This is a genomic window from Burkholderia sp. 4NA327C6, assembly GCF_005502655.1.
GTDB lineage: Bacteria > Pseudomonadota > Gammaproteobacteria > Burkholderiales > Burkholderiaceae > Burkholderia > Burkholderia contaminans.
Genome location: NZ_SCNZ01000041.1, coordinates 42,211 through 68,032, shown reverse-complemented (window position 1 = coordinate 68,032; position 25,822 = coordinate 42,211). Strand labels below are relative to the sequence as shown.

Genomic DNA, 25,822 nt, shown 5'->3' with positions numbered 1-25,822 from the left:
ATGTCACGAGGACTGATCGAAGCCGGTCGGGCCGGCGCGGGCGTGTCGCGCCGTTCGTTCCTCAAGCTCGGCATGTCGCTGGGCGCGGCGGCCGGCGGCGGATTGCTGCTCGGCTTCAGCATGCCGGCCGCGGGCGACGATGCGCGCCGTTCGGTGATCGGCGGCGACGCCGCCGAACCGGCTCAACCCGGCGTGTTCGCACCGAACGCGTTCGTGCAGATCGACCGCGCCGGCAAGGTCACGCTGGTGATGCCGAAGGTCGAGATGGGGCAAGGCGTCTATACGGCGCTGCCGATGCTGATCGCGGAAGAACTCGAAGTGCCGCTGTCGAGCGTGACGCTCGACCATGCGCCGCCGAACGAGAAACTGTTCCTCGATCCGCTGCTCGGCGGCCAGCTCACCGGCGGGTCGACGTCGGTGCGCTACGCATGGGAACCGCTGCGCCGCGCGGGCGCGACCGCGCGCACGCTGCTGGTCGCGGCCGCCGCGAAGCAATGGAACGTCGATCCGGCAGCCTGCCGCGCCGCGACCGGCGAAGTGCAGCATCCGCCGAGCGGTCGGCGCGCGTCGTACGGCCAGCTCGCCGATGCGGCGGCGAAGCTGCCGGTGCCGAAGGACGTCGCGCTGAAGCAGCCGGCGGATTTCAAGCTGATCGGCACGCCCGCGAAGCGGCTCGATTCACCGGAGAAGGTCGACGGCACCGCGCAGTTCGGGCTCGACGTGCGCCTGCCCGGCATGCTGTACGCGGTGATCGTGAACAGCCCGGTGTTCGGCGGCACGGTCGCGAGCGTCGACGACACGGCCGCGAAGAAGATCCCCGGCGTGCGCCAGGTCGTGCGCGTCGACAACGCGGTGGCGGTGGTCGGCGATCACACGTGGGCCGCGAAGCGCGGCGCGTCGGCGCTGGTCGTGAAGTGGAACGAGGGCGCGGGCGCGAAAGTCTCGACGAAGGATCTGTTCGCGGATCTCGCGCAGGCGGCGGCGAACGGCAAGGGCGCGGTCGCACGCAAGGACGGCGACATCGACAAGGCATTCGCGAATGCGAAGACGCGCGTCGACGCCGTCTACGAACAGCCGTTGCTCGCCCACGCGACGATGGAACCGGTGAACTGCACGGTGCACGTGCGCGGCGACGGCTGCGAGATCTGGGTCGGCACGCAGGTGCCGACGCGGGCGCGCGATACCGTGCAGCAGCTCACGGGCCTCGCACCCGACCGGATCGTCGTGCACAACCACCTGCTCGGCGGCGGCTTCGGCCGGCGGCTCGAGACGGACATGATCGGCCAGGCCGTGAAGGTCGGCAAACAGGTCAACGCGCCGGTGAAGGTGGTCTGGACGCGCGAGGAAGATGTGCAGCACGACATGTACCGGCCGTGCTACCACGACAGGATTTCGGCGGGCCTCGACGCGAACGGCAAGCCGGTCGCGTGGCAGCACCGGATCGTCGGCTCGTCGATCATGGCGCGCTTCGCGCCGCCGGCGTTCCAGCACGGCGTCGATCCCGATGCGGTCGAAGTCGCGGCCGAGCTGCCGTACGACCTGCCGAACCAGTTGGTCGACTACGTGCGCCAGGAGCCGCGCCACGTGCCGACCGCGTTCTGGCGCGGCGTCGGCCCGACGCGCGGCACGTTCGTGGTCGAGAGCTTCATCGACGAACTGGCCGCGCAGACCAAGACCGACCCGGTGCAATACCGCCGCGCGCTGCTCGGCAAGACGCCGCGCGCGCTCAACGTGCTCGACGTCGCGACGAAGGCGGCCGGCTGGGGCGGCCCGGCGCTGCCGACGGGGCAAGGGCGCGGCGTCTCGGTGATGCACGCGTTCGGCAGCTTCTTCTCGATCGTCGTCGATGTCGCGGTGGATAACGGCGAAGTGCTGGTGAAGCGTGTCGTGTGCGCGGTCGATTGCGGCATGGTCGTCAACCCGAACACGATCGAGGCGCAGGTGCAGGGCGGCATCATCTTCGGGATCACCGGCGCGCTGTATGGCGAGATCACGATCGAGGAGGGCCGCGTCGTGCAGAGCAATTTCACCGACTACCGGATGCTGCGGATCAACGAGACGCCGCCGATCGAGGTCCATCTCGTGAAAAGCGGCGAGGCGCCGGGCGGGATCGGCGAGCCGGGTACGGCCGCCACCGCCGCGGCGGTGGCGAACGCGATCTTCGCGGCAACCGGCAAGCGGCTGCGCAAGCTGCCGGTCGGCGACCAGCTGAAGACGGCTTGAGGGGAGGAGACGACCATGCAAAACCTCACCCTGAAGATGCTCGGCACGTCGTTGCTCGCCGTGTCTGCCCTGCTGGCCGGCACGGCCGCACACGCCGCGCAGGCGGCGCCGGCCGACAGCGCACTCGTCGCGCGCGGCGCGTATCTCGCGAAAGCGGGCGACTGCGTCGCGTGCCACACCGCGCCGCGCGGCACGCCGTTCGCCGGCGGCCTGAAGATGGTCACGCCGATGGGCGCGATCTACACGACCAACATCACGCCCGATCCGGAGACGGGCATCGGCGGCTATACCGAAGCCGAGTTTGCCGGCGCGTTGCGCAAGGGCGTCGCGAAGGACGGTCACAACCTGTATCCGGCAATGCCGTACCCGTCGTACGCGAAGCTGAAGGACGACGACGTGAAGGCGCTGTATGCGTATTTCATGCACGGTGTCGAACCGGTGAAACAGGCGAACCGGCCGTCGGACATCCCGTGGCCGCTCAACATGCGCTGGCCGCTCGCGTTGTGGAACATGGTGTTCCTCGACACGACGCCTTACGCCGACAAACCGGCCAAGGACGTGGTGTGGAACCGCGGCGCGTATCTCGTGCAGGGGCTCGGGCACTGCGGGTCGTGCCACACGCCGCGCGGCATCGGCTTCCAGGAGAAGGCGCTCGACGAAGGCGGCGCGGCGTTCCTGTCGGGTGCGTCGATCGACAACTGGTTCGCGTCGAACCTGACCGGCGAGCCCAACACGGGGCTCGGCCGCTGGAACGAGGCCGAGGTCGCGCAGTTCCTGAAGACCGGCGCGAACCGCCATGCGACCGCGTTCGGCTCGATGGTCAGCGTCATCAACCACAGCACGCAGGCGCTCTCCGACGACGACCTGACGGCGATTTCGCGTTACCTGAAATCGCTGCCGGCGGCGGGCGGCACGGGCGCGCCGCCGTACAGCTATGATCCGAAGGCGACGCAGGTCGTGCTGGGCCGGCCGGCGGCCGATCCGGGCGCGAAGGTGTATAACGCTTACTGCCTGCATTGCCACGGTGCGGACGGGCGCGGTTACGCGCCGCTGCTCGCGCCGCTCGCCGGCAATCCGAACGTGCTCGAAGCCGATGCCGCGTCGCTGATCAACGTGACGCTGAACGGCAGCGAGACGCTCGTGATCGATGGCGTGCCGTCCGCGTATCCGATGCCGGCGTTCTCGAACCAGCTGAACGACCGGCAGATCGCCGACGTGCTGACGTTCATGCGCGCCGGCTGGAACAACGGCGCGCCGGCCGTGCAGGCGGCGGACGTCGCGAAACTCCGCAAGGCGACGGCGGCCGCGCGCTGAGCGCGGCTCCATGCGGAACGAGGGCGGGCCGGCGTGCCCGCTGTCACCGCCGCCGGGTGCGTGCCTGCCCCGGCGGCCTGGCTTTTTCTGTCAACCGGCGCGCGGCCGTTCGCGGCAGCGCGCGTTTATCGACGCAATGTAGGGGTGTCTGGATGGCTAACGTGACTTATACGGATACGCAACTGCTGATCGACGGCGAGTGGGTCGACGCCGCGAGCGGCAAGACGATCGACGTCGTGAACCCGGCGACCGGCAAGCCGATCGGCAAGGTGGCCCATGCGGGCATCGCCGATCTCGACCGTGCGCTTGCCGCCGCGCAACGCGGCTTCGAGGCATGGCGCAAGGTGCCCGCGCACGAGCGCGCGGCGACGATGCGCAAGGCGGCCGCGCTGGTGCGTGAACGCGCCGACGCGATCGCGCAGCTGATGACGCAGGAGCAGGGCAAGCCGCTCACCGAAGCGCGTGTCGAAGTGCTGTCGGCGGCGGACATCATCGAATGGTTCGCGGACGAAGGCCGCCGCGTGTACGGCCGGATCGTGCCGCCGCGCAACCTCGGCGCACAGCAGACGGTCGTGAAGGAGCCGGTCGGCCCGGTCGCCGCGTTCACGCCGTGGAACTTCCCGGTCAACCAGGTCGTGCGCAAGCTGAGCGCCGCGCTGGCAACCGGCTGTTCGTTCCTCGTGAAAGCGCCGGAAGAAACCCCCGCGTCGCCGGCCGCGCTGCTGCGCGCCTTCGTCGACGCAGGCGTGCCGGCCGGCGTGATCGGCCTCGTGTACGGCGATCCGGCCGAAATCTCGTCGTACCTGATCCCGCACCCGGTGATCCGCAAGGTCACGTTCACGGGTTCGACGCCGGTCGGCAAGCAGCTCGCCTCGCTGGCGGGCCTGCACATGAAGCGCGCGACGATGGAGCTGGGCGGGCACGCACCTGTCATCGTGGCCGAAGACGCCGACGTCGCGCTCGCGGTGAAAGCGGCCGGCGGCGCGAAGTTCCGCAACGCGGGGCAGGTCTGCATCTCGCCGACGCGCTTCCTCGTGCACAACAGCATCCGCGACGAATTCACGCGCGCGCTGGTCAAGCATGCCGAAGGGCTGAAGGTCGGCAACGGCCTCGAGGAAGGCACGACGCTCGGCGCGCTCGCGAACCCGCGCCGCCTGACCGCGATGGCGTCGGTCATCGACAACGCGCGCAAGGTCGGTGCGAGCATCGAAACCGGCGGCGAGCGGATCGGCTCGGAAGGCAACTTCTTCGCGCCGACCGTGATCGCGAACGTGCCGCTCGAAGCGGACGTGTTCAACAACGAGCCGTTCGGCCCGGTCGCGGCGATTCGCGGTTTCGACAAGCTCGAAGAGGCGATCGCGGAAGCGAACCGTTTGCCGTTCGGTCTTGCCGGCTACGCGTTCACGCGTTCGTTCGCGAACGTGCACCTGCTCACGCAGCGCCTCGAAGTCGGGATGCTGTGGATCAACCAGCCGGCGACGCCGTGGCCGGAAATGCCGTTCGGCGGCGTGAAGGACTCGGGCTACGGTTCGGAAGGCGGCCCGGAAGCGCTCGAGCCGTACCTGGTCACGAAGTCGGTGACGGTGATGGCCGTCTGACGGTCGTCGTTCGATCGCGTGCGCGGCGCGTTTGGCGTCGCGCACGCGATCGGCGTGGGCCGGGCAGTGCGCCCGGTCTCTTGCCCGCTTCTCGCTCCAGCCGTGCATTCGAACGGCAACCCCCTCGGTATTTCAATATGCGCGTCACTGCGGGCGGATTGTTTCAATTCCGTCACCGGCAACGACTCGCACCGCATCCCCTCGTGAATTCACGCCGGCGCCTTCCGCCCGATACCGTTCAGCTCACGTGACCGGCACGCTGGCAAGTCCGGACTGCACCTCGTACCCGGACGTCACACTTTTTGGTATAGCTTATTCACAAGAAACCATACCAACCGGTGCGTCGGCATCGGCCCAACCTGAGAGGAAACGGATGCATTCGCGCTCGGCAGCGCCGTACTACGTTGTGCTGGCGGGGACCTTGATCGCGTGCGCGCTGATGGGCCTCTGCGTGTTGCAGCTGTTTCAGAGCCGTCACGACGCGCTCGACCGCGCACGCGAGACGTCGCGAAACCTGGCGCTCGTCGCCGAGCGCGACATCGAACGCAATATCGAGCTGTACGGCCTGTCCCTGGAAGCCGTGATCCAGGGCCTGCAGCGGCCGGACGTCATGGCGGCCACGCCGGCCCTGCGGCGCGGCGTCCTGTTCGACCACGCGATGACGGCGCAATTTCTCGGCTCGATGCTCGTGCTGGATTCGGCCGGCAACATCATCCTGGATTCGGCGAATGACACGCCGCGCCAGGGCAACTTCGGCGACCGCAAATACTTTACGGTTCACCGGGACAATCCGAACGCCGGGCTTTACATCAGCGATCCCTATGCGTCTCGCCTGCGGGGCGGCTCGCTCAGCGTGGCGCTGACGCGCCGCGTGTCGAATCCGGACGGCTCGTTCGGCGGCATCGTGATGATCGCGGTCAATCTCGAGTATTTCCACACGCTGTTCGCCGGCCTCGCGCTCGGCTCTCACGGCGCGATCTCGCTGGTCGGCCGGGACGGCATCATGTTCATGCGCCAGCCGTACGACGTGCGCACCATCGGCCGCGACATCAGCAAGGCGGCGACGTTTCGCCACTTCATGACGGCGCCGGAGGGCTCGTTCGTCGAGACCTCGACGATCGACAACGTGCGCCGCCTGTACTACTTCAAGACGCTGCCGCACCTGCCGCTGATCATCATGGTCGCCGAAGCGGAGCAGGACATCTATGCAGCGTGGCGGCGCCGGGCGATCACGATCGGCGCGCTGGTGGCGACCTTCGGCGCGGCGTTCATCGTGCTGTCCTTTTTGCTGGGCACCCAGCTGCGGCGCAGGATACGGGCCGAATCCGAGCTGGTGATGCTCGCGCGCACCGACGGCCTCACCGGGCTCAACAATCGCCGCTCGTTCGGGGAAGTGCTGGACCTCGAATGGCGCCGCGCACGCCGTGCCCGTTCGGTGTTTTCGCTGCTGTTCGTCGACGTCGACCGCTTCAAGGCCTTCAACGACACGTATGGTCACCAGGCCGGCGACGACGCGCTGGCGGCGGTTGCGCGATGCATCGGCGACAACATCCGGCGCCCCGCGGACACCGCGGCCCGCTATGGCGGCGAGGAATTCGTCGTGATCCTGCCCGATACGCCGGCCACGGGCGCGACCGAGATCGCCGAGCGGATTCGCGCGGCGATCGACGGGCTCGCGATCGAACATGCGGAAAGCGAATTCGGGCGCGTCACCGCGAGCATCGGCGTGGCAAGCTGGGCCCCCGGGCAGGAAGGCGAGGTCGAGTCGGTGATCAAGGCGGCCGACGAGGCGTTGTACCACGCGAAGGAAATGGGGCGAAACAAGGTTGCCTCGCATGAAACGGGCACCTGACACCACCGCCGGCACGCACCGCCCGCTACCGACGGCGGGCGCCTGTTCGACGCTCAATGCCGGCCGCTGCCGCGGTAGCTTTCCACTTCCGCGTCGTACGCCGCCAGGAACGCCTTGCCGAACACCGACGCGAAATCGTCCTCGATCGCGAACACCGTGTCGCGATGGGTCGCCGCGTAGCGATCCCACATCCTCGCCTTGTACAGCAGGGGCACGCGCTTCTCGTACCAGCGCATCGCGTCGTCGCGCTCGCGCAGCCGTTGCGGCGAAAAGCGCGTCAACAGGTCCATCAACGCGGCGCGCATGCCGGCGACCATGCCGATCTGGTGCGCATGCAGATCCTGGAATGCGTCGCTGACCGCGCTCTGCGGCGACATGAAGCCCGGCAGCGGCAGCCCGAACATCTGCCGCAGCACGGCACCGCCGTCCGGCAGCAATTTCAGCGGATTGTTCTCGCGATCGAGCAGCATCGTCATGTGCGCCTTCACCTCGCGCTTCAGGATGCTGCGCGACGACAGCAGCTCGACCGTGCCGTTCGCGAACAGCGCGAGCAACTGGCCCGCGATGTACAACTGCTCGGCCGACCACTGATGCGACTCGGCAGCCGTATCGAGCCCCGCGCCTTCGAAGAACGCGCTCAGCAGTTCATCGGGCGTCGGCGCGCGCGCGGCATGCGGCGCCGGTTCATCGGCCGGAGGCGGATCGGCGGCGCGCGCGGCGGCTGGCTGCACACGCACGTGTTGCGTCCACTCGGGCGCATGGTCTGCCTGGGTCGCGGACGACGCTTCGCGTTCCGTGTGGCCGCGATCGGCATGCGGTGCCGTGCCTGAAGTGCCTGATGTGCCGATATCGCCCGACGACTGCGCGAACAGGTCGAGCGGATCGGTCGACAACTGGTTCAGGTCGCGCTGTGAAGGGGCGGGCGGTACGGCCTGCGCCGCGCGGTTCGCCGGCTGTGCAGTATCCGCCCGTGCAGGGCCACCCGGTCGCGTACCGGTGTCCGTCGCCGTGCCGCGCGGCGCGAGACGATCCTGGAGAAGCCCCCACAGCCGGTTGCCGGCGCCTTTCGTATCGATCCGCGAAGACGATGCGGGCGAGGTTGCCGCTGACGTTCGCGCCTGCGGCTGCGGATCGACGTGCACGCCGGTGTCGGTCGCCATGTCGATGACCGGTGCATCGTCGCCATGGCCGCCGTCGTCGCGTTCGGCGCGCAGCACGTACGGCCCGATGCGGATGATGTCGCCGGTGTTCAGCGGGCGCTCCTGCGCATAGCCGACCGGCTCGCGGTTCACCTCGATCGTCGATACGCTGCTCAGGTTCTTCAGCAGGCACGCGTCGTCGCCGACCTGCAGCAGTGCCTGCAGGCGCGATATCTGCCGCGTGTCGTCGCGCAACACGAGATGGTTGTCGCTGGCCCGGCCGATGGTGCCGCCGGGCGGATGAAACACGACGGCGTCGCAGGAGGCGTTTTCGACGGGCTCGCCGGCATGTTCGATCACGATCAGTTGCATGTCATACGTCGCTCGTTGAAGCGCTCGCGTGGAAGCCGGTTCGGTCAGGATGACGACGCATGCCTGCGGCGCGCGAATTCGAACGCGGGCCCCCAGATCGGATGCCCCTTCTCGGCAGGGGACAAGTCGAAGCGCGGGTTGAGGTCGAGAATTTTCGAGAACTCGGCGCGGCACGGCGTAATGCGGTTCGTCACGCAATAGCTGAACGCGAGGAGCTTGTGCGCGGCCACCTGCGTGTCGGCGTCGGCGCCGTCGATCTCCTTCGCATGGCTCAGCAGTGCGATCGTGCGCCCGTAGTCGCCGCTGTCGTACGCGGCGCGCGCGCTGTCGACCGTCGCGCGTGCAGCCGACCGTGTCGGGGACGTACTGCACCCGCCGGCCCCCAGCAACAATGCGCCGAGGAAAAGAACGAGCGATGAACGACCTTTCATTATTGAAATTAAAAATTGGCGTAATTGGAAGGTGGCACACAAGCGCTGTTGGATTCTAGTGCCAATCATCAGTGCCAAACCAGCTGTTACGTTTTGTTTCATTTGATCAATCCATTTCCACCTGAATACAGAATCGACTACGAATTTCAGTCCTTGTGAAACCGGAAAAACGGCCTATAGTTCGCTGTGTTTTTCGGATTCGTCAGTTGTTTGGCCGGCGCACGTCAATGCACGAAAAACGGGGCCATCCGTTCGTGCGAAACGAATAGCCTGGCATACCCCCAGCGTCGCGGGCGCCCATTGCCCGGCGGCCGACTGGCTTGCGCCCGCGCCCATCCGACAGGTATCCACGCCATGGAACCGGGCCGCCCGCGCGCACCGGCCGGATTAAATTTTGCCGTTTATTTACCAATCTCAATTTAATTTCCCATCATCTCGCAAAATCGAATTTCAAAAACCATTAATGATACGACCCGGCTTTTTACAAGAAGAATTTGCCGACACGGATTGCAATGAATGGATATACCGATTACACAATTACCGATCACTTAATTGTCCCTTTTTCAATCAGATCATCCGGTTTCGAAGTCGGAAACCGGCGCGCGGCTATTGGGTGGCGAGGGTGAAATATGCAATGGCGGTCAAGCAGTTTCATCGTATGGGGATGCGTGATGCTGTTGCCGGGATGCGGCGCGACGGAGCACGCCGCGGCGGTGCCGTATGCGATCACGGTTGACGTTGCACCCGACGTCAACCCCGACATGAACCGCAAGCCTGCGCCGATCGTGCTGAAGGTGTTCCAGCTCCGCGCGGCATCGTCGTTCGACAGCGCGGATTTCTTCTCGCTGCAGGACAAGCCGGAGAACGTGCTCGGCGCGGACCTGCTCGGCACCGATCGCGTGATCCTGCGGCCGGGCGAGTCGCGCACGTTGCACTATCGCGGCAACGTCGAGGCCGGCGCGATCGGCGTGGTCGCCGAATACCGGATGCTCGACAAGAACCGCTGGCGGCTGACGGTACCGCTGCCGCGCGCGAAGCAGCTCAATCTCTACAAGTTCTGGCAGACGTCGCCGGGCGAGCTGAAGCTGTCGATCGCCGTGCGCAATGGCGGCATCGCGCTGAACGATGCGAAGGGGCGCTCATGACCGAACCGACGATGTCCGCGACGCCGGTCGCGGCGCTCCGCCAGCGGGTGGTGTGGACCGAGGGGATGTTCCTGCGGCCGCAGCATTTCCAGCAGCTCGAACGGCACTGGGAACGCTACGTCGCACTGCGCTGCCTGCCGCTGCAAGGCTTCTACTGGGGCTTCGACACGCTGGCGCTCGATCGCGAGCAACTGGCGCTCGGCAAGGTCGCGCTGAGCACCGCGTCGGGCGTGATGCGCGACGGTACGCCGTTCGACCTGTCCCATCCGGACGATCTCCCCGAGCCGCTCGATGTGCCGGCCGATGCGAAGGACCAGCTCGTCGTGCTCGCGCTGCCGCTGTGGCGCGGCGGCGGCGAGGAGGTGTCGTTCGGTGCGGGTGCAGGCAGCGGCCATGCGGCGAACGGCTCGAACGGTAGTGCGGACGTCGCGCGCTACGTCGTCCGCGAATATGAGGTGGCCGACGCGAACGCGGTCGCGCTCGGCCCCGCGCTGCTGCAGACGGGCCGCCTGAACGTGCGGCTGATGCTCGAAGCCGAGCTGACCGGAGACTGGCACGCGCTCGGCGTCGCACGTGTCGTCGAGCGGCGCACCGATGCGCGGCTGCTCGTCGACGACGGCTACATTCCGCCGCGCCTCGTCGCGCAGCACGACGCCGTGCTGCTGGCGTATGCACGCGAGCTGCACGGGCTGCTCACGCAACGCAGCGAAGCGCTCGCGGCGCGGTTGTCCGAGCCCGGGCGCGGCGGCGTGTCGGAAGTCGCGGATTTCCTGCTGCTGCAGCTCGTGAACCGCTATCTCGCGCTGACCTGGCATGCGCAACAGCACGTGTCGACGCACCCGGAGGCGCTGTTCTGCGACTGGCTGAAGCTCGCGTGCGACCTGAGCACGTTCACGGCGGCCAGCCGGCGCCCGCAGTCGCTCGCGGTCTACGTGCACGACGACCTGCGCACGAGCTTCGCGGCGCTGATGACCGAGCTGCGCCGGTCGCTGTCGACGGTGCTCGAGCAAAACGCGATCCAGATCGAGCTGCGCGATGCGGGTAACGGCATCCGCGTCGCGACGCTGGCCGATCCGGCGTTGCGCGACACGGCCGGCTTCGTGCTCGCGGTGCGCGCGGACGTGCCGGCCGACAGCCTGCGCGCGCGGTTTCCCGCGCAGGCGAAGCTCGGGCCGGTCGAACGGATCCGCGATCTCGTGCAGCTGCAGCTGCCGGGGATCACGATGCGCCAGTTGCCGGTCGCGCCGCGGCAGATCCCGTATCACGCGGGTCATACGTACTTCGAGATCGACAAGGGCAGCGACCTGTGGAAGCAGCTGGCACGCTCCGGCGGTCTCGCTTTTCATTTCGCCGGCGAATTCCCTGGGCTCTCGATGGAATTCTGGGCAATACGCGGGTAAGGGCGGGGCGACGCGATGAATACCTCCTCCGATTCGATCTCTGCCGGCACCGGTGGATTCGTGCCGCCGAATCCGGGCGGCATGCATCCGGCCGCGGCGGGCGCGGCCGGCCCGACCGCGACGCAGCCGCGCCCCGGGCGCTGGGCCGCAAGCGGCACGAACCCGCTCGTCGCGGCCGCGAATCCGTTGCTCAACCTGGTGCCGCAGATCCGCTCGACCGTCCATCACCCGAATCCGGCGTGGCTGCGCGAGCATCTGGTGGTCGAAATCCGGCAGTTCGAGGCGCGTGCGCAGGAAGCGGGCGTGCCGTCGGAAGCGATCATCGGCGCACGCTACTGCCTGTGCACGGCGCTCGACGAGGCGGCCGCGCTGACGCCGTGGGGCGGCAGCGTGTGGTCGTCGCACAGCCTGCTCGTGTCGTTCCACAACGAAACGTGGGGCGGCGAGAAATTCTTCCACCTGCTGGAGCGCCTGTCGCAGCAGCCGCGCCAGCATCTCGACCTGCTCGAACTGCTGTATTTCTGTCTCGCGCTCGGCTTCGAGGGCCGCTATCGCGTGCTCGACAACGGCCACGCGCAGCTCGATGCGCTGCGCCACCAGCTCGCGCTGACGATCCGCTCGGTGCGCGGCGAATTCGAACCGGCGCTGTCACCGCATTGGCGCGACATCGTCACGCGCGACGTCGCGCGCCGTTTCGTCGTGCCGCTGTGGGTGTGCGTGGCGCTCGCGCTGCTGATCGGCTTCGGTGTATTCGTCGGGCTGCGGATCGCGCTCGGCGGGCATTCGGATCGGCTGTTCGCGTCGATCGACGCGCTGCACGTGCCGAAGCTGCAGCCCGCGCAGGCGCCGTCGCGTCCCGCGCCGGCGCCGCGCGTCGCGAAGTTCCTGGAGCCGGAGATCGCGGCCGGCCTCGTATCGGTGCGTGACGACGCCGATCGCAGCGTGGTCGTGCTGCGCGGCGACGGGGTGTTCAAGTCCGGCTCGACGTCGGTGATCGACCGCTACGTGCCGGTGCTCGCGCGCGTGGCCGACGCGCTGAACAAGGTGCCCGGCAACGTGCGCGTGACCGGCTATACCGACGACACACCCGTGCATACGGCGCGCTTCGCGTCGAACTGGGACCTGTCGCGCGAACGCGCGGAAGCCGTGCGCGGGATGATCGCCGCGCGGCTCGACCATCCGGAACGGCTCGCCGCGGAAGGGCGCGGCACGCTCGACCCGGTCGCGCCGAACGATTCGCCCGCGAATCGCGCACTGAACCGGCGCGTCGAGATCACGCTGCTGCCGGCGCCGGGCAGCGCCGCCGTCGGCGCGAGCGCCACGCAGGGGGCCAACTAATATGAACCAGGCTGTCGCGCGTTTCGTCCGGCCGTTGCCGTCGCGGGAGATCTGGACCTTTGCCGGTCTCGTCGTGCTCGCGTGCTTCGTGTGGCTCGCGGGCCCGCTGTTCGCGTTCGCCGAGGTCCGGCCGCTCGAAAGCGGCTGGGCGCGCGGGCTCACGATCGCGGTGCTGTTCATCGCGTGGGGCGCACGTGTCGCATGGCGCAGCTGGCGCGCCGGCCGCCTCAATGCGCAGTTGCTGAACCAGTTGCGCGAGGCCGCGCCCGGGCCGGCTACCGCCGACGATCCGGCGAAAGCGCAGCTCGACGAGTTGCGCAGCCGCTTCGACGAAGCCGCGACGCTGCTGAAGAAGGTGCGCTTCGGGCAGGCCGACACCGCACGCAAGGGCGTGACGCAGTGGTTCGACCGGATGTCGCGCCAGTATCTGTATCAACTGCCGTGGTACGTGTTCATCGGCGCGCCGGGCTCGGGCAAGACCACCGCGCTCGTGAATTCCGGGCTCAGCTTTCCGCTCGCCGAGCAGTTCGGCCGCGCGGCAATTCGCGGCGTGGGCGGCACGCGCCATTGCGACTGGTGGTTCACGAACGACGCGGTGCTGATCGACACGGCCGGCCGCTATACGACGCATGAGGGCAACCGCGCGCTCGACGAGGCCGAGTGGAAAGGCTTCGTCGACCTGCTGAAGAAATACCGCACGCGCCAGCCGCTGAACGGCGCGATGCTGACGATCAGCGTGGCCGACCTGCTCGGTGCGTCGGAGGCCGAACGCACGCAGCACGCGATGGTGCTGCGCAAGCGGCTGCTCGAACTGCGCGCGCAGCTCGGCATCCGCTTTCCCGTGTACCTGCTCGTGACGAAAGCCGACCTGCTCGCGGGTTTCGCCGAGTATTTCAGCAGCTACGGCCGCACGGAATGCGCGCAGGTGTGGGGTTTCACGTTCCCGCTCGCGCAAAGCGAGGCGCCGGGCTTCGACCTGCGCGCGGCATTCGACCGCGAATACCGGCTGCTGCACCAGCGGCTGAACGACGGGCTGCCCGAACTGCTCGCCGCGCAGACCGACGCGCGCCAGCGCGAGATGACGTACCTGCTGCCGCAGCAGATCGCCGACCTGCAGGACATGCTCGGCCAGTTCGTCGCCGAGGTGTTTTCCGTGTCGAGCTACGAGCCGATGCCGATGCTGCGCGGCGTGTACCTGACGAGCGGCACGCAGGAAGGCACCGCGTTCGATCGCGTGATGAGCGGCATCAAGCGCTTCCTGAAGGTCGAGGGCGTGCCGCCGGTCGCGCAGGTCGGCTCGACCGGGCGCAGCTTTTTCCTGAAGTCGCTGCTGCAGGAGCACATCTTCCGCGAAGCCGCGCTCGCCGGCAGCGACCTGCGCTGGCATCAGAAGCGGCGCGTGCTGCAGATCGCCGGCTACGCGCTGCTCGTGCTGGTGTGCGCGGCCGTGCTGGTCGCGTGGCTGCGCAGCTATTCGAACAACCGCGCGTATCTCGACCAGATCGCCGCGCGCGTACCGGCCGTCGATACGCAGATCGCCGGCGCGAAATTCTCCGATGCGGCCGATGTCGCCCGCCTGCTGCCGGTGCTCGACGCGCTCGGCAACCTCGCGAATGCGAGCGGCGTCGATCTGCAGCATCCGCCGCTCGCGTATCGGTGGGGGCTGTTCCAGGGCGAGAAGATCGACGAAGCCGTCGACGCCGTGTACCGGCGCGCGCTCGAAGACGTGCTGCTGCCGATCGCCGCGAGCCGAATGGAGGCCGCGCTGCGCGACGCGCGGCCCGATGAAACCGAATACGCGTATGCCGCACTGAAGGCGTACCTGATGCTGTACGACGGCGCGCACTACGATCCCGCATTCGTGCAGGCGGTCGTCGACCTCGAAATGGAACGCGCGCTGCCGCCCGATTTCTCGCCGGCCGAACGCTCCGCGCTGCGCGCGCATCTCGCCGCTCTGTTCGGCAACCGTGTCGCGGTGTCGCCGTATCCGATGAACGAGCGGCTCGTGGCCGACGTGCGCGACCGGCTGCGCCAGGTGCCGTTCTCGCAGCGGCTGTACCGGCAGCTCACGATGACGTTGCGGCCGGCCACCTCCGCATTCGACTTCAGCGTCGCGCGGGCGGTCGGCCCCGACGCTTCACTGGTGTTCCGCCGGCAGAGCGGCAAACCGCTGTCGGAAGGCGTGCCGGGGCTCTATACGCGCAACGGCTATCGCAACGTGTTCGCGCCGCACCTGGCCGGCGAGGTCGAAGCCTACGGGCGCGAGGAAGTATGGGTGCTGAACCTCGGGCTGTCCGAGATTCCGGGGCCGAACGACGCGGCCGCGTGGGTACGCGATATCCGCCAGCTCTATCTGAACGACTACCTGAAGATCTGGGACGACTATCTCGCCGACATCAAGCTGCAGCGCACCGCGACGCTCGCGCAGAGCATCCAGGTGGCGCGCGCGCTGTCGTCCGCCGATTCGCCGCTCACGCGGCTGATGGTGGCGCTCGCACGCGACACCGCGCTCGGCGACGCACCGGGCGGGGCGCGCAATCTCGCGGCGCAGGCGCAGGACAAGGTCGACGAGGCGCGCAGCTCGCTGTCGCAGATCTTCGCGGGCCAGGGCAGCAATGCGAGCGCGTCCGCGGCGGCGCCCGCGAGCGCCGAGCAGATCGTCGACAGCCATTTCGCCGGGCTGCGTGCATTCGCGCCGGGCAGCGGCGACCAGGCTTCGGCATTCAACGACGTGCTGAAGTCGATCGACGCGCTGTACACGTACCTGACGGCCACCGACGACGCACTGAGGAGCGGCGCGCAGCCGCCGCCGTCCGATGCGCCGGCCAGGCTGCGCGCCCAGGCCGGCCGCCTGCCGACGCCGTTCCGCGAAGTGCTCGACGACCTGTCGAACGTCGCAAACGGCAGCGTGGCGACCGTCGAGCAGCGCAGCGTCGCGACGCGGGCCGGCGCGAACGTCGGCGACTTCTGCCGGCAGGCGATCGCGGGCCGTTACCCGTTCGCGCGCGGCTCGTCGCGCGACGTCGCGCCGGCGGATTTCGCGCAGATGTTCGCGCCCGGCGGCCTGATGGACGACTTTTTCCAGAAGAACCTGCAGTCGATCGTCGATACGACGGCGCACCCGTGGCGCTTCGCGAACCGCAATGCGGACGCCGATCCGTCGGCCGCCGCGATGCTGTCTTCGTTCGAGAAGGCGGCGGTGATCCGCGACGTCTATTTCGGCGGGGGCGCGCGCACCGCGCAGCTGAAGGTGCAGATCCAGCCGCTCGAAATGGACCCGTCGATCACGGAGATTGTGCTCGACGTCGACGGGCAGATCGTCCGCTACGCGCACGGCCCGCTCGTGCAGAGCGCGGTGGACTGGCCGGGCCCGCGCGGCAGCAGCCAGGTGCGGCTGCAGGTATCGGAGCAGACCGGTGCGGCCGACGGCCTCACGACCGGCGGGCCGTGGGCGCTGCACCGGCTGTTCGACCGCGCGGCCGTGTCGGCCGGGCGCGGTTCGGACCAGATGATTGCGCGCTTCACGGTCGACGGCAAACCGATCGTGCTGCAAGTGAATGCGGGCAGTGTCCGCAACCCGTTCAGGCTGCCCCAGATGGAGTCCTTTACATGCCCTCCGAAGCCATGAGCCCGACACCGCCGTTCACGCGTACCGACGGCGATGCGCCGGCCTGGTACGGGAAGATTCCCGGCGCCGGCGACTTCGTGAACAGCCGGCTGCCGCATGCGCTCGCGCTGTGGTGGGAGCGCTGGCTCCAGCAGGGCATGGCCGCGATGCGCCAGCGCGGCGCGGACGAGATCGAACGCCACTACACGGTCGCGCCGGTCTGGAATTTCCTGATCCCGGCGGGCGCGGGTGCGTCGTGCATTCAGCCGGGCTGCCTCGCGCCGAGCTGCGATCGCGTGGGGCGCTACTACCCGGTGATCGTCACGCTGCCGATGCGCGCGGCCGATTACTGGACCGGGCTGCCGGATGCCGCCGACACGTACTACTGGCAGGTCGGCCAGGCGCTGCTCGACGCGATCCGCCATGCACGCGCGCCGGGCGATCTCGAGCAGATGCTGACGCGCGTGCGGCTCACGCAGGGCGACGACACGTACGCCGACATCGTCGACGGCATGCCTGCGCCGCCGCCGGAACGGCCGGCCGCGGCCGCGTGGCCGGGGCTGTCCGGTTACTTCGATCCGCACGGCGGCACCAGTTTCTGGTGGACCAACCGCGCGGACGGATCGCCGCTGCGCACGCACGCGCATACGGGCACGCCCGACAACGCGCTGTTCCTGACGCTGTTCGGCGGCAGCTAGCGGCCCGGCAGAAGGAGGGCGGGCCGCTGGGCGCGGCGGGCGGAAAGGACGCGGTTTCGAGAGGTGGTGGAGATGAAGGACGCTGGATCGAGAGACAACGAGCACGACACGGCGACACGCGGCGACGCATCCGAATTCACGGTGCGGCCGCTGCCGCTCGGCCATCGCCTGGGCGAACTGCAGCTCGACGAGGTGCTGGGCATCGGCGGTTTCGGGATCGTCTATCGCGCATTCGACCGCACGTTGCGGCGCGCGGTCGCGATCAAGGAATACATGCCGTCGATGCTGGCCACGCGCGGCGGCGACTATACGGTGTCGCTGCGCTCCGAGCGCTTCGCGCAAGCCTTCGACGCCGGGCGCGGCGCGTTCCTCAACGAGGCGCGCCTGCTCGCGCAATTCGACCATCCGGGGCTCGTCAAGGTCCTGCATTTCTGGGAAAGCCACGGCACCGCGTACATGGTGATGCCGTTCTACGAAGGGCGCACGCTCAAGCAACTGCTCGACGGAGGGATGCGGATCAGCGAGACGCAGTTGCGCAACATCGTCGGCGCGCTGCTCGGCGCGCTCGACACGCTGCACCGCGCGCAGTGCTTCCATCGCGACGTCGCGCTCGACAACGTGCTGATCCGCCCGAACGGCAGCGCGATCCTGCTCGACTTCGGCGCGGCGCGCAAACGGATCGGCGACCTGGTCGACGACGGCGCGATGATGATCAAGCCCGGCTACGCGCCGATCGAGCAGTACACCGACGATCCCGCGTTCAGCCAGGGGCCGTGGACCGATCTCTATGCGCTCGGCGCGGTGATGCACGCGATGATCACCGGCGAGCTGCCGCCCGCGGCCGTCGTGCGCAGCATCAAGGACACGTACCGGCCGCTCGTGTCGCGCGAACTGCCGGCCGGCGAGGTGTACAGCCCGGCCTTTCTCGCGGCGGTCGATCATGCGCTGCAGCTGCGGATCCCGGATCGGCCGGAATCAGTCGCGGCGTTCGCGGCGGAGCTCGGGTTGCGGGACTTCGGGGCGAGTGGTGGGTATGGTGCGGCGGCCGTGCCGCCGGTGGGTGATGCGGGCAGGAGCGGGGAAGGGAAGGGTGGGGCGTCTGCTGCGTCCGGCGTGGCGTCCGCTGCTGCTGCGGCGTCGATCGGCGCGGGCGGGACCGCTTCGGGCAACGCTGCGCCGGATGGGCGGGCGTCGACGCCCGCTGGTGCGGATCATGGGTCCGCGCCTACGGATACGGCATCCGCATCGTCTGGTGTGTCCGGCACCAAGCCGGAGGCCGATACGCGTTCGACGTCAAAAACCGTCGCGCAAGGCGCCGCCGTTGCGGCTGCGGGCTCGCTCGCAGCGTCTGCTGCATCGCATGCGTCTCAATCGTCTGCGAAACCGGTCGAAAAACCGGTCGAATCCGAAACGCCGACCGGAGACGTCGAACGCAAGCAAGAAGCGCCCGCTGCACGAACTGACACACGCGACGCAGCCGGTACGCGATCCCCAACGACCGACAACGAAGCCGGTACGCGATCAGCGAATATGGCCCCGGACGTCGGCGCGCAAGGTGCAGCCGGTTCCGGCAACGCGAACGCATCCGCGGCTGCCGGCGCCTCCGCTTCAACCGCACCGCATCCCGCTGTGTCGGCTTCGTCATCAGGCGGCGCATCCGTGCCGACCGGCGCCCAACGCGGCCACGCTCCGTCCGGATCGCGCAACCGCCGCCTGCCTGTCTACGCCGGTAGCGCGCTCGTTGCGCTGATCGCCGTCGGCCTCGCGGCGACTTATCTGTCGCGTCCCGCCCGCGTCGCCGACGAGGCCGCGCCGGTCGCGAGCCAGCCGCAGGCGGGCACGTCACCGCCCGCGAGCACGCCGGGCGCCACGCTGGCCCAGCAGGGGCCGACACCGACCGTCGTGCCGCCGTCCAGCCTGCCGGCCGGATCGTCCGCGCAGGTTCCACCGCCCCCTGTCGCCGCAGCGCCGGCCAGCACGCCTGCTGGCGAGACCGCCACGCCCGCGCCGCAGGTTGCGACCACCGTGACGAACCCGGCTCCGTCGCAAGCGGGCTCCGGTTCCGCCATCGCGCCCGCCGGCAGCCTCGATTCGTCGGAGCGCGTCGTCAACGTGCCGCCGTCGGAAGCGGCCGCCACGCCGGCGACTGTGCCGACACGAGCACCGAAGGCGCCGTCGGAGGCAGAGACTGCCGTCGCCGCCGTCAACGCGCCAACGGCCGAGTCGCAGCCGCGTCCGACGAAGACGCAGGAAACCGTGCAGGTGCGTTTCAACGTGCGGCCATGGGGCGACATCTACGTGAACGGCGCGCGGCGCGGCGCGAGCCCGCCGCTGCGTTCGGTATCGCTGACGCCGGGCGTCTACGTGATCGAGATCCGCAACGGCTCGCTGCCGCCGTTGCACCGCACCGTGGCGATCGACTTCGGCAGCAAACCGGTCAACATCGACTATGCATTCGAATGACGTCAGCCAGGCGGCGCTGGCCGCCGCCGCATTGTCCACGGTGCCGCCCGGCCTGCCGGCGACCCCGCGTGCCGACCTGATCGGCCGGCTGCTCGCGGATGTCTCGCCCGACGAACCGTGCGGCGCGAACCTCGAATACGACGCCGAGTTTCTGCAACTGCAGGAGCGTGCGACACCGCGCGCCGAGCAGCAATACGGTGACACCGTCATCCCGGCCGAGGCGCCCGACTGGCGTGCGGTCGAGCGGCTCGCGCTGGCGCTGTCCGCGCGCACGAAGGATCTGCGCGTCGTCGCCTGTGTTGCGCGAAGCTGGACCGAGCAACACGGCGTTCCCGGCTTCGCGGACGCGCTCGCGCTCGTCGCGAACCTGCTCGAGCGGCGCTGGGACGAGCTGCATCCACGGCTCGACGCGGACGGCGAACCGGATCCGACGTTGCGGATGAACGCGCTCGCCGAGATAGCCGGCGCGCACGACTGCGCGCGTGCGGCGCGCCGCCAGCCGCTGTTCGACGGCGGGCCGAGCGTGCGGGATGCCGAACGGCTGCTCGACGGCCGAGACGACACCGGCAGCCCCGTGACGGGCAGCCGCGAAAGCCTGCTGGCTGCGCTGTCGGCCGTGCGCGACGACGGCACGACGCCGCTCGATGCGGCGCGCGCGGCACTGCACGCGCTGGATGCGATCCGCGTGCGCGTGACGGACAGGCTCGGCCGCGAATGGGCGCCCGACGAAAGCGATGCGGAGAAGGCGCTGCAGCGGATCGTGCGCGAAGTGCCGCAGCCCGAGCCGCAATGGTTCTCGCCCGACGTGCAGCAGGCCGCGCCCGGCGACGTATCGTCGGCCGGCCCCGCAGCAAGCGCGCCCGTAGCGGCGGCGCTGCCGAACGCCCACGCGTGGCGCGATGCCGAGGTCACGAGCCGCGACGACGTGCGCATTGGCCTCGACAAGATGTGCCGCTATTTCGAGCAGCACGAACCCAGCCACCCGGCGCCGCTGCTGCTGCGGCGCGCGCAACGGCTGCTCGCGCTCGACTTCTACGAAATCATCCGCGATCTCGCCCCGGAGAGCCTGCCGAAGCTGGACCTGCTGAGCGGCGAGCGGAGCGAATGAAACGAGTGAGCGCCGCCGCGATGCGGGCGGTGACGACGGACTGCGCAACCTGATCGATGTGAAGGAGTGGACGATGACGGACAGAACCAAGGCGGCAGGCAGCGGACAGAAGTTCATCGCGCGCAATCGGGCGCCGCGCGTGCAGATCGAGTACGACGTCGAGACCTACGGCGCCGAACGCAAGGTGCAGCTGCCGTTCGTGATGGGCGTGATTTCGGACCTGGCGGGCAAGCGTGCCGAGCCGCTGCCGGACCTGCCGGAGCGCAAGTTCCTCGAGATCGACGTCGACAACTTCGACGAGCGGATGAAATCGGTCGCACCGCGCGTCGCGTTCCAGGTGCCGAACACGCTGACGGGCGAAGGGATGCTCAATGTCGACATGACGTTCGAGCAGATCGACGATTTCTCGCCGGCCGCGATCGCGCGCAACGTCGACGCGCTGCGCCGGCTGCTGGAGGCGCGCACCGAGCTGTCGAACCTGCTGTCGTACATGGACGGCAAGCACGGCGCCGAGCAGCTGATCGAGCGCGCGATCAACGATCCCGACTTGCTGAAGACGCTCGTGCGCAACCCGCACGAGCCCGCGCAGGGCGGCGATGCGCCCCCACCGGAGGCCCGCGATGAATGATCCCGTCCAATCCCGCGCAGACACGCGCGACGCTGCGCAACCGGCTGTCGCGCATGACGAATTCGCCGCGCTGCTGCAAAAGGAATTCAAGCCGAAGACGGCCGAGGCGCGCGAGTCGGTCGAGCGCGCGGTGCGCACGCTCGCGCAACAGGCGCTTGAACATACGGTCGGCATGACGACCGACGCGTACGGCAGCGTCAAGCAGATCATCGCGGAGATCGACCGCAAGCTGTCCGAGCAGATCAACCAGATCCTGCATCACAACGAATTCCAGACGCTCGAAGGCGCGTGGCGCGGGCTGCATTACCTCGTCACGCACACCGAGACCGACGAGCTGCTGAAGATCAAGGCGCTGCCGGCGTCGCGCAACGAGGTCGCGCGGATGCTGAAGCGCTACAAGGGCGTCGCGTGGGACCAGAGCCCGCTGTTCCGCAAGATCTACGAAGAGGAATACGGGCAGTTCGGCGGCGAGCCGTTCGGCTGCCTGGTCGGCGATTTCCATTTCAACCACAGCCCGCCCGACGTCGAGATGCTCGGCGAGCTGTCGAAGATCGCGGCGGCCGCGCACGCGCCGTTCATTGCCGGTGCGTCGCCGGAGCTGATGCAGATGGATTCGTGGCAGGAGCTGTCGAACCCACGCGACCTGACGAAGATCTTCCAGAACACCGAATACGCGGCGTGGCGCAGCCTGCGGCAGTCGGAGGATTCGCGCTACATCGGCCTCGCGATGCCGCGCTTTCTCGCGCGACTGCCGTACGGCGCGCGCACCAACCCGGTCGACGAATTCGACTTCGAGGAAGACACCGACGCCGCGAACCACGACCGCTACACGTGGGCGAATTCCGCTTACGCGATGGCCGCGAACATCAACCGCTCGTTCAAGCAGTTCGGCTGGTGCTCGTCGATCCGCGGCGTCGAATCGGGCGGGGCGGTCGAAGGGCTGCCGAGCCACACGTTCCCGACCGACGACGGCGGCGTCGACCAGAAATGCCCGACCGAGATCGCGATCAGCGACCGCCGCGAGGCCGAGCTCGCGAAGAACGGCTTCATGCCGTTCGTACACCGGAAGAACTCGGATTTCGCGGCGTTCATCGGCGCGCAGTCGCTGTACCAGCCCGCCGAGTACCACGATCCCGACGCAACGGCGAACGCACGGCTGTCCGGCCGCCTGCCGTACCTGTTCGCGTGCTGCCGCTTCGCGCATTACCTGAAGTGCATCGTGCGCGACAAGATCGGCTCGTTCCGCGAACGCGACGACATGGAGCGCTGGCTGAACGACTGGATCATGAACTACGTCGACGGCGACCCCATCAACTCGTCGCAGGAAACCAAGGCGCGCAAGCCGCTCGCGGCCGCGCAGGTGGTCGTCGACGAAGTCGAGGGCAACCCCGGCTACTACACGTCGAAATTCTTCCTGCGGCCGCATTACCAGCTCGAAGGGCTCACGGTGTCGCTGCGGCTCATCTCGCGGCTGCCTACCGCGAAGGCGGCCAACGAGTGAACGGCGGAACTGGCAACGATCGGCATTCAACGCGGCATTCATCCTGACATCGCACTGAAACGGAGACGGCAATGGGCGTGGCAATGTTTATGAAGGTGGACGGCGTGACCGGCGAATCGGCGGACGCACAGCACAAGGGCTGGACCGACATCCAGTCGTTCACGTGGGGCGCGAGCCAGCCGGGCGCGATGGCGAGCGGCAGCGGCGGCAATGCGGGCAAGGCGAGCTTCAACGATCTCGTCGTCGCCGCATACATGGACAAGGGCGCGCCCGCGATCATCAAGAACTGCGCGAACGGCAAGCATCTTTCGTCGGTCGAGATCTCCGCGTGCAAGACGGGCGGCACGCAGGTCGAGTTCATGCGCGTGACGCTGCAGGAGGTGCTCGTCACGTCCGCGCAGGTCGCCGGCATCGATCCGGGCGACGTCGCCGACCGGCTGATGATGCACTACGGCTTCCAGGCCGCGAAGGTGAAGAAGCAGTACTGGCAGCAGAACGACAACGGCGGCAAGGGCGCGGAGGTGACCGTCGGCTGGAACATCAAGGAAAACACCGAGATGTGACGGCGCCGAGATGACCATGGACGACCCGCGAACCCGCGACGGGCGGGAGGGCAGCCTGCGCGACCGGCTCCAGCCCGCGCTGCTCGACCGGCTCACCGACGACACGCCGCAGCGCGCGACCGAAGCGCCCGGCGCGCAGTGGATCGGCACCGAACGCCTGCGCGCGGCCGTGCTGCGTGATCTCGCGTGGCTGCTCAATACGCGCAACGCCGAGGACGGTTTCGTCGACTGGTCGGCGTTCGCGCATGCACAGGCGTCGGTGCTCAACTACGGGATGCGGCCGCTCGTGGGCAAGCCGATGTCGGGCGTCGAGCGGATGTCGGTCGAGGCGTCGATCCGCGACGCGATCGTCCGCTTCGAGCCGCGCATCGCGCCCGACAGCGTCGAAGTGCGCAGCGTGATCGACGTGGCCGGCGGCCGCGTGGGCGAGCGGCGCCACAACGTGCTGCTGTTCGAGATTCGCGGCACGCTGTGGTCGATCCCGCACCCGCTCGAATTCGTGCTGCGCTCCGACCTCGATCTCGAGACGGGCGCGATGTCGCTGCAATCCGTGGCGGGGGCCTGACGCAATGGATACGCGCCTGCTCGACTACTACAACCGCGAACTCGCGTACCTGCGCGAACTCGGCGGCGAATTCGCGCAGCAGTTCCCGAAAGTGGCCGCGCGGCTGCGGCTCAATGAATCGGGGCCGCCCGATCCGTACGTCGAGCGGCTGCTCGAAGGCTTCAGCTTCCTCACCGCGCGCGTGCAGCTCAAGATGGACGCCGAGTTTCCGCGCTTCACACAGGCGCTGCTCGATGCGGTGTATCCCGGCTATATCGCGCCGCTGCCGTCGATGGCGATCGTGCGGTTCGCGCCGCTGTTGAACGAAGGCAGCCTTGCGCAAGGCTGGCGGCTGCCGGCCGGCACCGCGCTGCGCGCGCGTCCGGCCGCGTCCGAGCAGACCGCATGCGAATTCCGCACCGCGCACGACCTGACGCTGTGGCCGCTGGAACTGACCGATGCGACCGTCACCGGCGCGCCGTCGTGGCTGCCGCGTGGCGCCTTCGCCGCGCGGCAGGACGTGCGCGGCGCGCTGCGCATCCGGCTGAAGGCGCGCGGCGGCGCCAGGCTTTCCCGGTTGCCGCTCGACCGGCTGACGTTCCATCTCGCGGGCCCCGAGCGCGATGCGCTGCACCTGCTCGAACTGATCGCCGCGCATGCGCTCGGCGTGGTGTGCCACGATCCGGCGCAGCCGCCGCGCTGGCTGCATACGCTCGACGCCGACGAGATCGTCCACGAGGGCTTCGATCCCGCACAGGCAATCCTGCCCGACGACGGCCGCAGCTTCCACGGCTACCGGCTGCTTCGCGAGTATTTCGCGTTTCCTGCGCGCTTCCTGTTCTTCAGCATCGGTGGGCTGCGCGCCGCGCTCGCACGCGCGACCGGCGACGAGTTCGAATTGACCGTGCTGTTCGACCGCCATGATGCGGCACTCGAAGCGGCCGTCAGCGCGAAACACCTCGCGCTGAACTGCACGCCGGCCGTGAACCTGTTCGCGCGCCGTGCCGACCGCATCCCGTTGCAGCCAGGCGCGCGCGAACACCATGTCGTCGTCGATCGCAGCCGTCCGCTCGACTACGAGGTCTATGCGGTGCAACGGCTCGCGAGCGAGCCGCGCGACGGCGGCCAGTCGCGCGAATTCCGGCCGTTTCACGCGTCGTTCGCGAGCGATGACGGCAACCACGGCGCGTACTACACGGTGCGGCGCGAACCGAGGCTGGTCTCCGCGCAGGCGCGCGCGAACGGCACACGCACCGGCTATGTCGGCAGCGAGACGTATGTGTCGCTCGTCGACAGCCAGTGCGCGCCGTACGACGAGACGATGCGCCACCTGGCGGCCGACACGCTGTGCACGAACCGCGATCTCGTGCTGCTGCAGCCGCCCGGCGACGCCAACACGTTCACGCTGCGCGTGTCGGCCCCGGTCGAAAGCATCGTCGCGATCCGCGGCCCGTCGCGGCCGCGCCCGCCGATCGCCGATGCGCAAACCGCGTGGCGGCTGATCCGCCATCTCGGGCTCGCACGCCACACGCTGACCGATCTCGACGACGAAGAGGGCGCGTATGCGCTGCGCGAACTGCTCGGCCTGCATGCCGACCCGGCCGACGTCGCGATGCGCCGGCAGATCGACGGCTTGCTGCGCGTGGCGTTTTCCCCGGTGTTCCGTCGGCTGCCGGCGTCCGGCCCGCTGATGTTCGGGCGCGGCGTGCAGGTCAACGTGACCGTCGACGATCATGCGTTCTCCGGCGACAGCCCATTCCTGCTCGGCGCGGTGCTCGAACAGTTCTTCGCGCGCCACGTGTCGATCAACGCGTTCGCCGAATGCGTGCTGACCAGCGCGCAGCGCGGCACGCTCGCACACTGGCCGGCGCGCATCGGCAGGCGGCCCGCGATATGAG

The 25,822-nt window shown here is 68.6% G+C and carries 18 protein-coding genes; 16 read left to right on the top strand and 2 right to left on the bottom strand.

What is annotated here, in order from left to right:
- The 4 genes from FFS49_RS31360 (at window position 1) to FFS49_RS31345 (ending at window position 6,987) form a co-directional block, all read left to right on the top strand.
- Entirely contained in the window at window positions 1-2,223 is a 2,223-nt protein-coding gene (locus FFS49_RS31360) for a xanthine dehydrogenase family protein molybdopterin-binding subunit (RefSeq protein ID WP_105815241.1), read from the top strand.
- A gap of 15 nt (window positions 2,224-2,238) precedes the next feature.
- Complete coding sequence (locus tag FFS49_RS31355) at window positions 2,239-3,537, top strand: cytochrome c (RefSeq protein WP_105815240.1); 1,299 nt, start codon at window positions 2,239-2,241, stop codon at window positions 3,535-3,537.
- Between the two features lie 152 nt (window positions 3,538-3,689).
- Window positions 3,690-5,135, top strand: a complete 1,446-nt coding sequence (locus FFS49_RS31350; RefSeq protein ID WP_046547831.1) for an NAD-dependent succinate-semialdehyde dehydrogenase — start codon at window positions 3,690-3,692, stop codon at window positions 5,133-5,135.
- A 373-nt stretch (window positions 5,136-5,508) separates the two neighbouring features.
- On the top strand, window positions 5,509-6,987 hold the full coding sequence (locus tag FFS49_RS31345) for a diguanylate cyclase (protein WP_105815239.1): 1,479 nt from the start codon (window positions 5,509-5,511) through the stop codon (window positions 6,985-6,987).
- Window positions 6,988-7,040: 53 nt separating this feature from the next.
- Here FFS49_RS31345 and tagH read toward each other — a convergent pair whose 3' ends face one another.
- Together tagH and FFS49_RS31335 are read right to left on the bottom strand one after the other, a co-directional pair.
- The gene (gene tagH, locus FFS49_RS31340; RefSeq protein ID WP_105815238.1) at window positions 7,041-8,498 is read right to left on the bottom strand and encodes a type VI secretion system-associated FHA domain protein TagH; all 1,458 of its coding nucleotides are present in this window, start codon (window positions 8,496-8,498) and stop codon (window positions 7,041-7,043) included.
- Window positions 8,499-8,542: 44 nt separating this feature from the next.
- Window positions 8,543-8,929: a TssQ family T6SS-associated lipoprotein gene (locus FFS49_RS31335; protein ID WP_105815237.1), complete on the bottom strand. Its 387-nt coding sequence runs from the start codon at window positions 8,927-8,929 to the stop codon at window positions 8,543-8,545.
- Window positions 8,930-9,558: 629 nt separating this feature from the next.
- Between FFS49_RS31335 and tssJ the strand changes: the two genes are divergently transcribed.
- From tssJ to tssF, 12 genes are all read left to right on the top strand, one after another.
- Window positions 9,559-10,074: a type VI secretion system lipoprotein TssJ gene (gene tssJ / locus FFS49_RS31330; protein ID WP_105815236.1), complete on the top strand. Its 516-nt coding sequence runs from the start codon at window positions 9,559-9,561 to the stop codon at window positions 10,072-10,074.
- On the top strand, window positions 10,071-11,474 hold the full coding sequence (gene tssK / locus FFS49_RS31325; protein WP_105815235.1) for a type VI secretion system baseplate subunit TssK: 1,404 nt from the start codon (window positions 10,071-10,073) through the stop codon (window positions 11,472-11,474). The genes tssJ and tssK overlap by 4 nt, the downstream gene beginning before the upstream one ends.
- 15 nt (window positions 11,475-11,489) lie before the next feature.
- Complete coding sequence (locus FFS49_RS31320; RefSeq protein ID WP_105815234.1) at window positions 11,490-12,812, top strand: DotU family type VI secretion system protein; 1,323 nt, start codon at window positions 11,490-11,492, stop codon at window positions 12,810-12,812.
- A gap of 1 nt (window position 12,813) precedes the next feature.
- Complete coding sequence (gene tssM / locus FFS49_RS31315; protein WP_105815233.1) at window positions 12,814-16,440, top strand: type VI secretion system membrane subunit TssM; 3,627 nt, start codon at window positions 12,814-12,816, stop codon at window positions 16,438-16,440.
- On the top strand, window positions 16,422-17,117 hold the full coding sequence (tagF, locus tag FFS49_RS31310; RefSeq protein WP_105815232.1) for a type VI secretion system-associated protein TagF: 696 nt from the start codon (window positions 16,422-16,424) through the stop codon (window positions 17,115-17,117). The genes tssM and tagF overlap by 19 nt, the downstream gene beginning before the upstream one ends.
- Before the next feature lie 72 nt (window positions 17,118-17,189).
- Window positions 17,190-19,580: a serine/threonine-protein kinase gene (locus FFS49_RS31305; RefSeq protein ID WP_105815231.1), complete on the top strand. Its 2,391-nt coding sequence runs from the start codon at window positions 17,190-17,192 to the stop codon at window positions 19,578-19,580.
- Window positions 19,567-20,688 (top strand): type VI secretion system protein TssA, encoded by a 1,122-nt coding sequence (gene tssA / locus FFS49_RS31300; protein WP_105815230.1) that lies wholly within the window; start codon window positions 19,567-19,569, stop codon window positions 20,686-20,688. Before FFS49_RS31305 ends, tssA begins: the two co-directional genes overlap by 14 nt.
- A 73-nt stretch (window positions 20,689-20,761) precedes the next feature.
- Window positions 20,762-21,316: a type VI secretion system contractile sheath small subunit gene (gene tssB, locus FFS49_RS31295; protein ID WP_105815229.1), complete on the top strand. Its 555-nt coding sequence runs from the start codon at window positions 20,762-20,764 to the stop codon at window positions 21,314-21,316.
- The gene (gene tssC / locus FFS49_RS31290) at window positions 21,309-22,817 is read left to right on the top strand and encodes a type VI secretion system contractile sheath large subunit (protein WP_105815228.1); all 1,509 of its coding nucleotides are present in this window, start codon (window positions 21,309-21,311) and stop codon (window positions 22,815-22,817) included. Before tssB ends, tssC begins: the two co-directional genes overlap by 8 nt.
- A gap of 71 nt (window positions 22,818-22,888) precedes the next feature.
- Window positions 22,889-23,380 carry a type VI secretion system tube protein Hcp gene (locus FFS49_RS31285; protein WP_027791618.1) on the top strand — a complete coding sequence of 164 codons (492 nt, stop codon included), beginning with the start codon at window positions 22,889-22,891 and terminating at the stop codon, window positions 23,378-23,380.
- 16 nt (window positions 23,381-23,396) lie between these two features.
- On the top strand, window positions 23,397-23,945 hold the full coding sequence (gene tssE / locus FFS49_RS31280; protein ID WP_105815227.1) for a type VI secretion system baseplate subunit TssE: 549 nt from the start codon (window positions 23,397-23,399) through the stop codon (window positions 23,943-23,945).
- Window positions 23,946-23,949: 4 nt separating this feature from the next.
- Window positions 23,950-25,821 (top strand): type VI secretion system baseplate subunit TssF, encoded by a 1,872-nt coding sequence (tssF, locus tag FFS49_RS31275; protein ID WP_105815226.1) that lies wholly within the window; start codon window positions 23,950-23,952, stop codon window positions 25,819-25,821.
- The last annotated feature ends 1 nt before the right edge of the window (window position 25,822 follow it).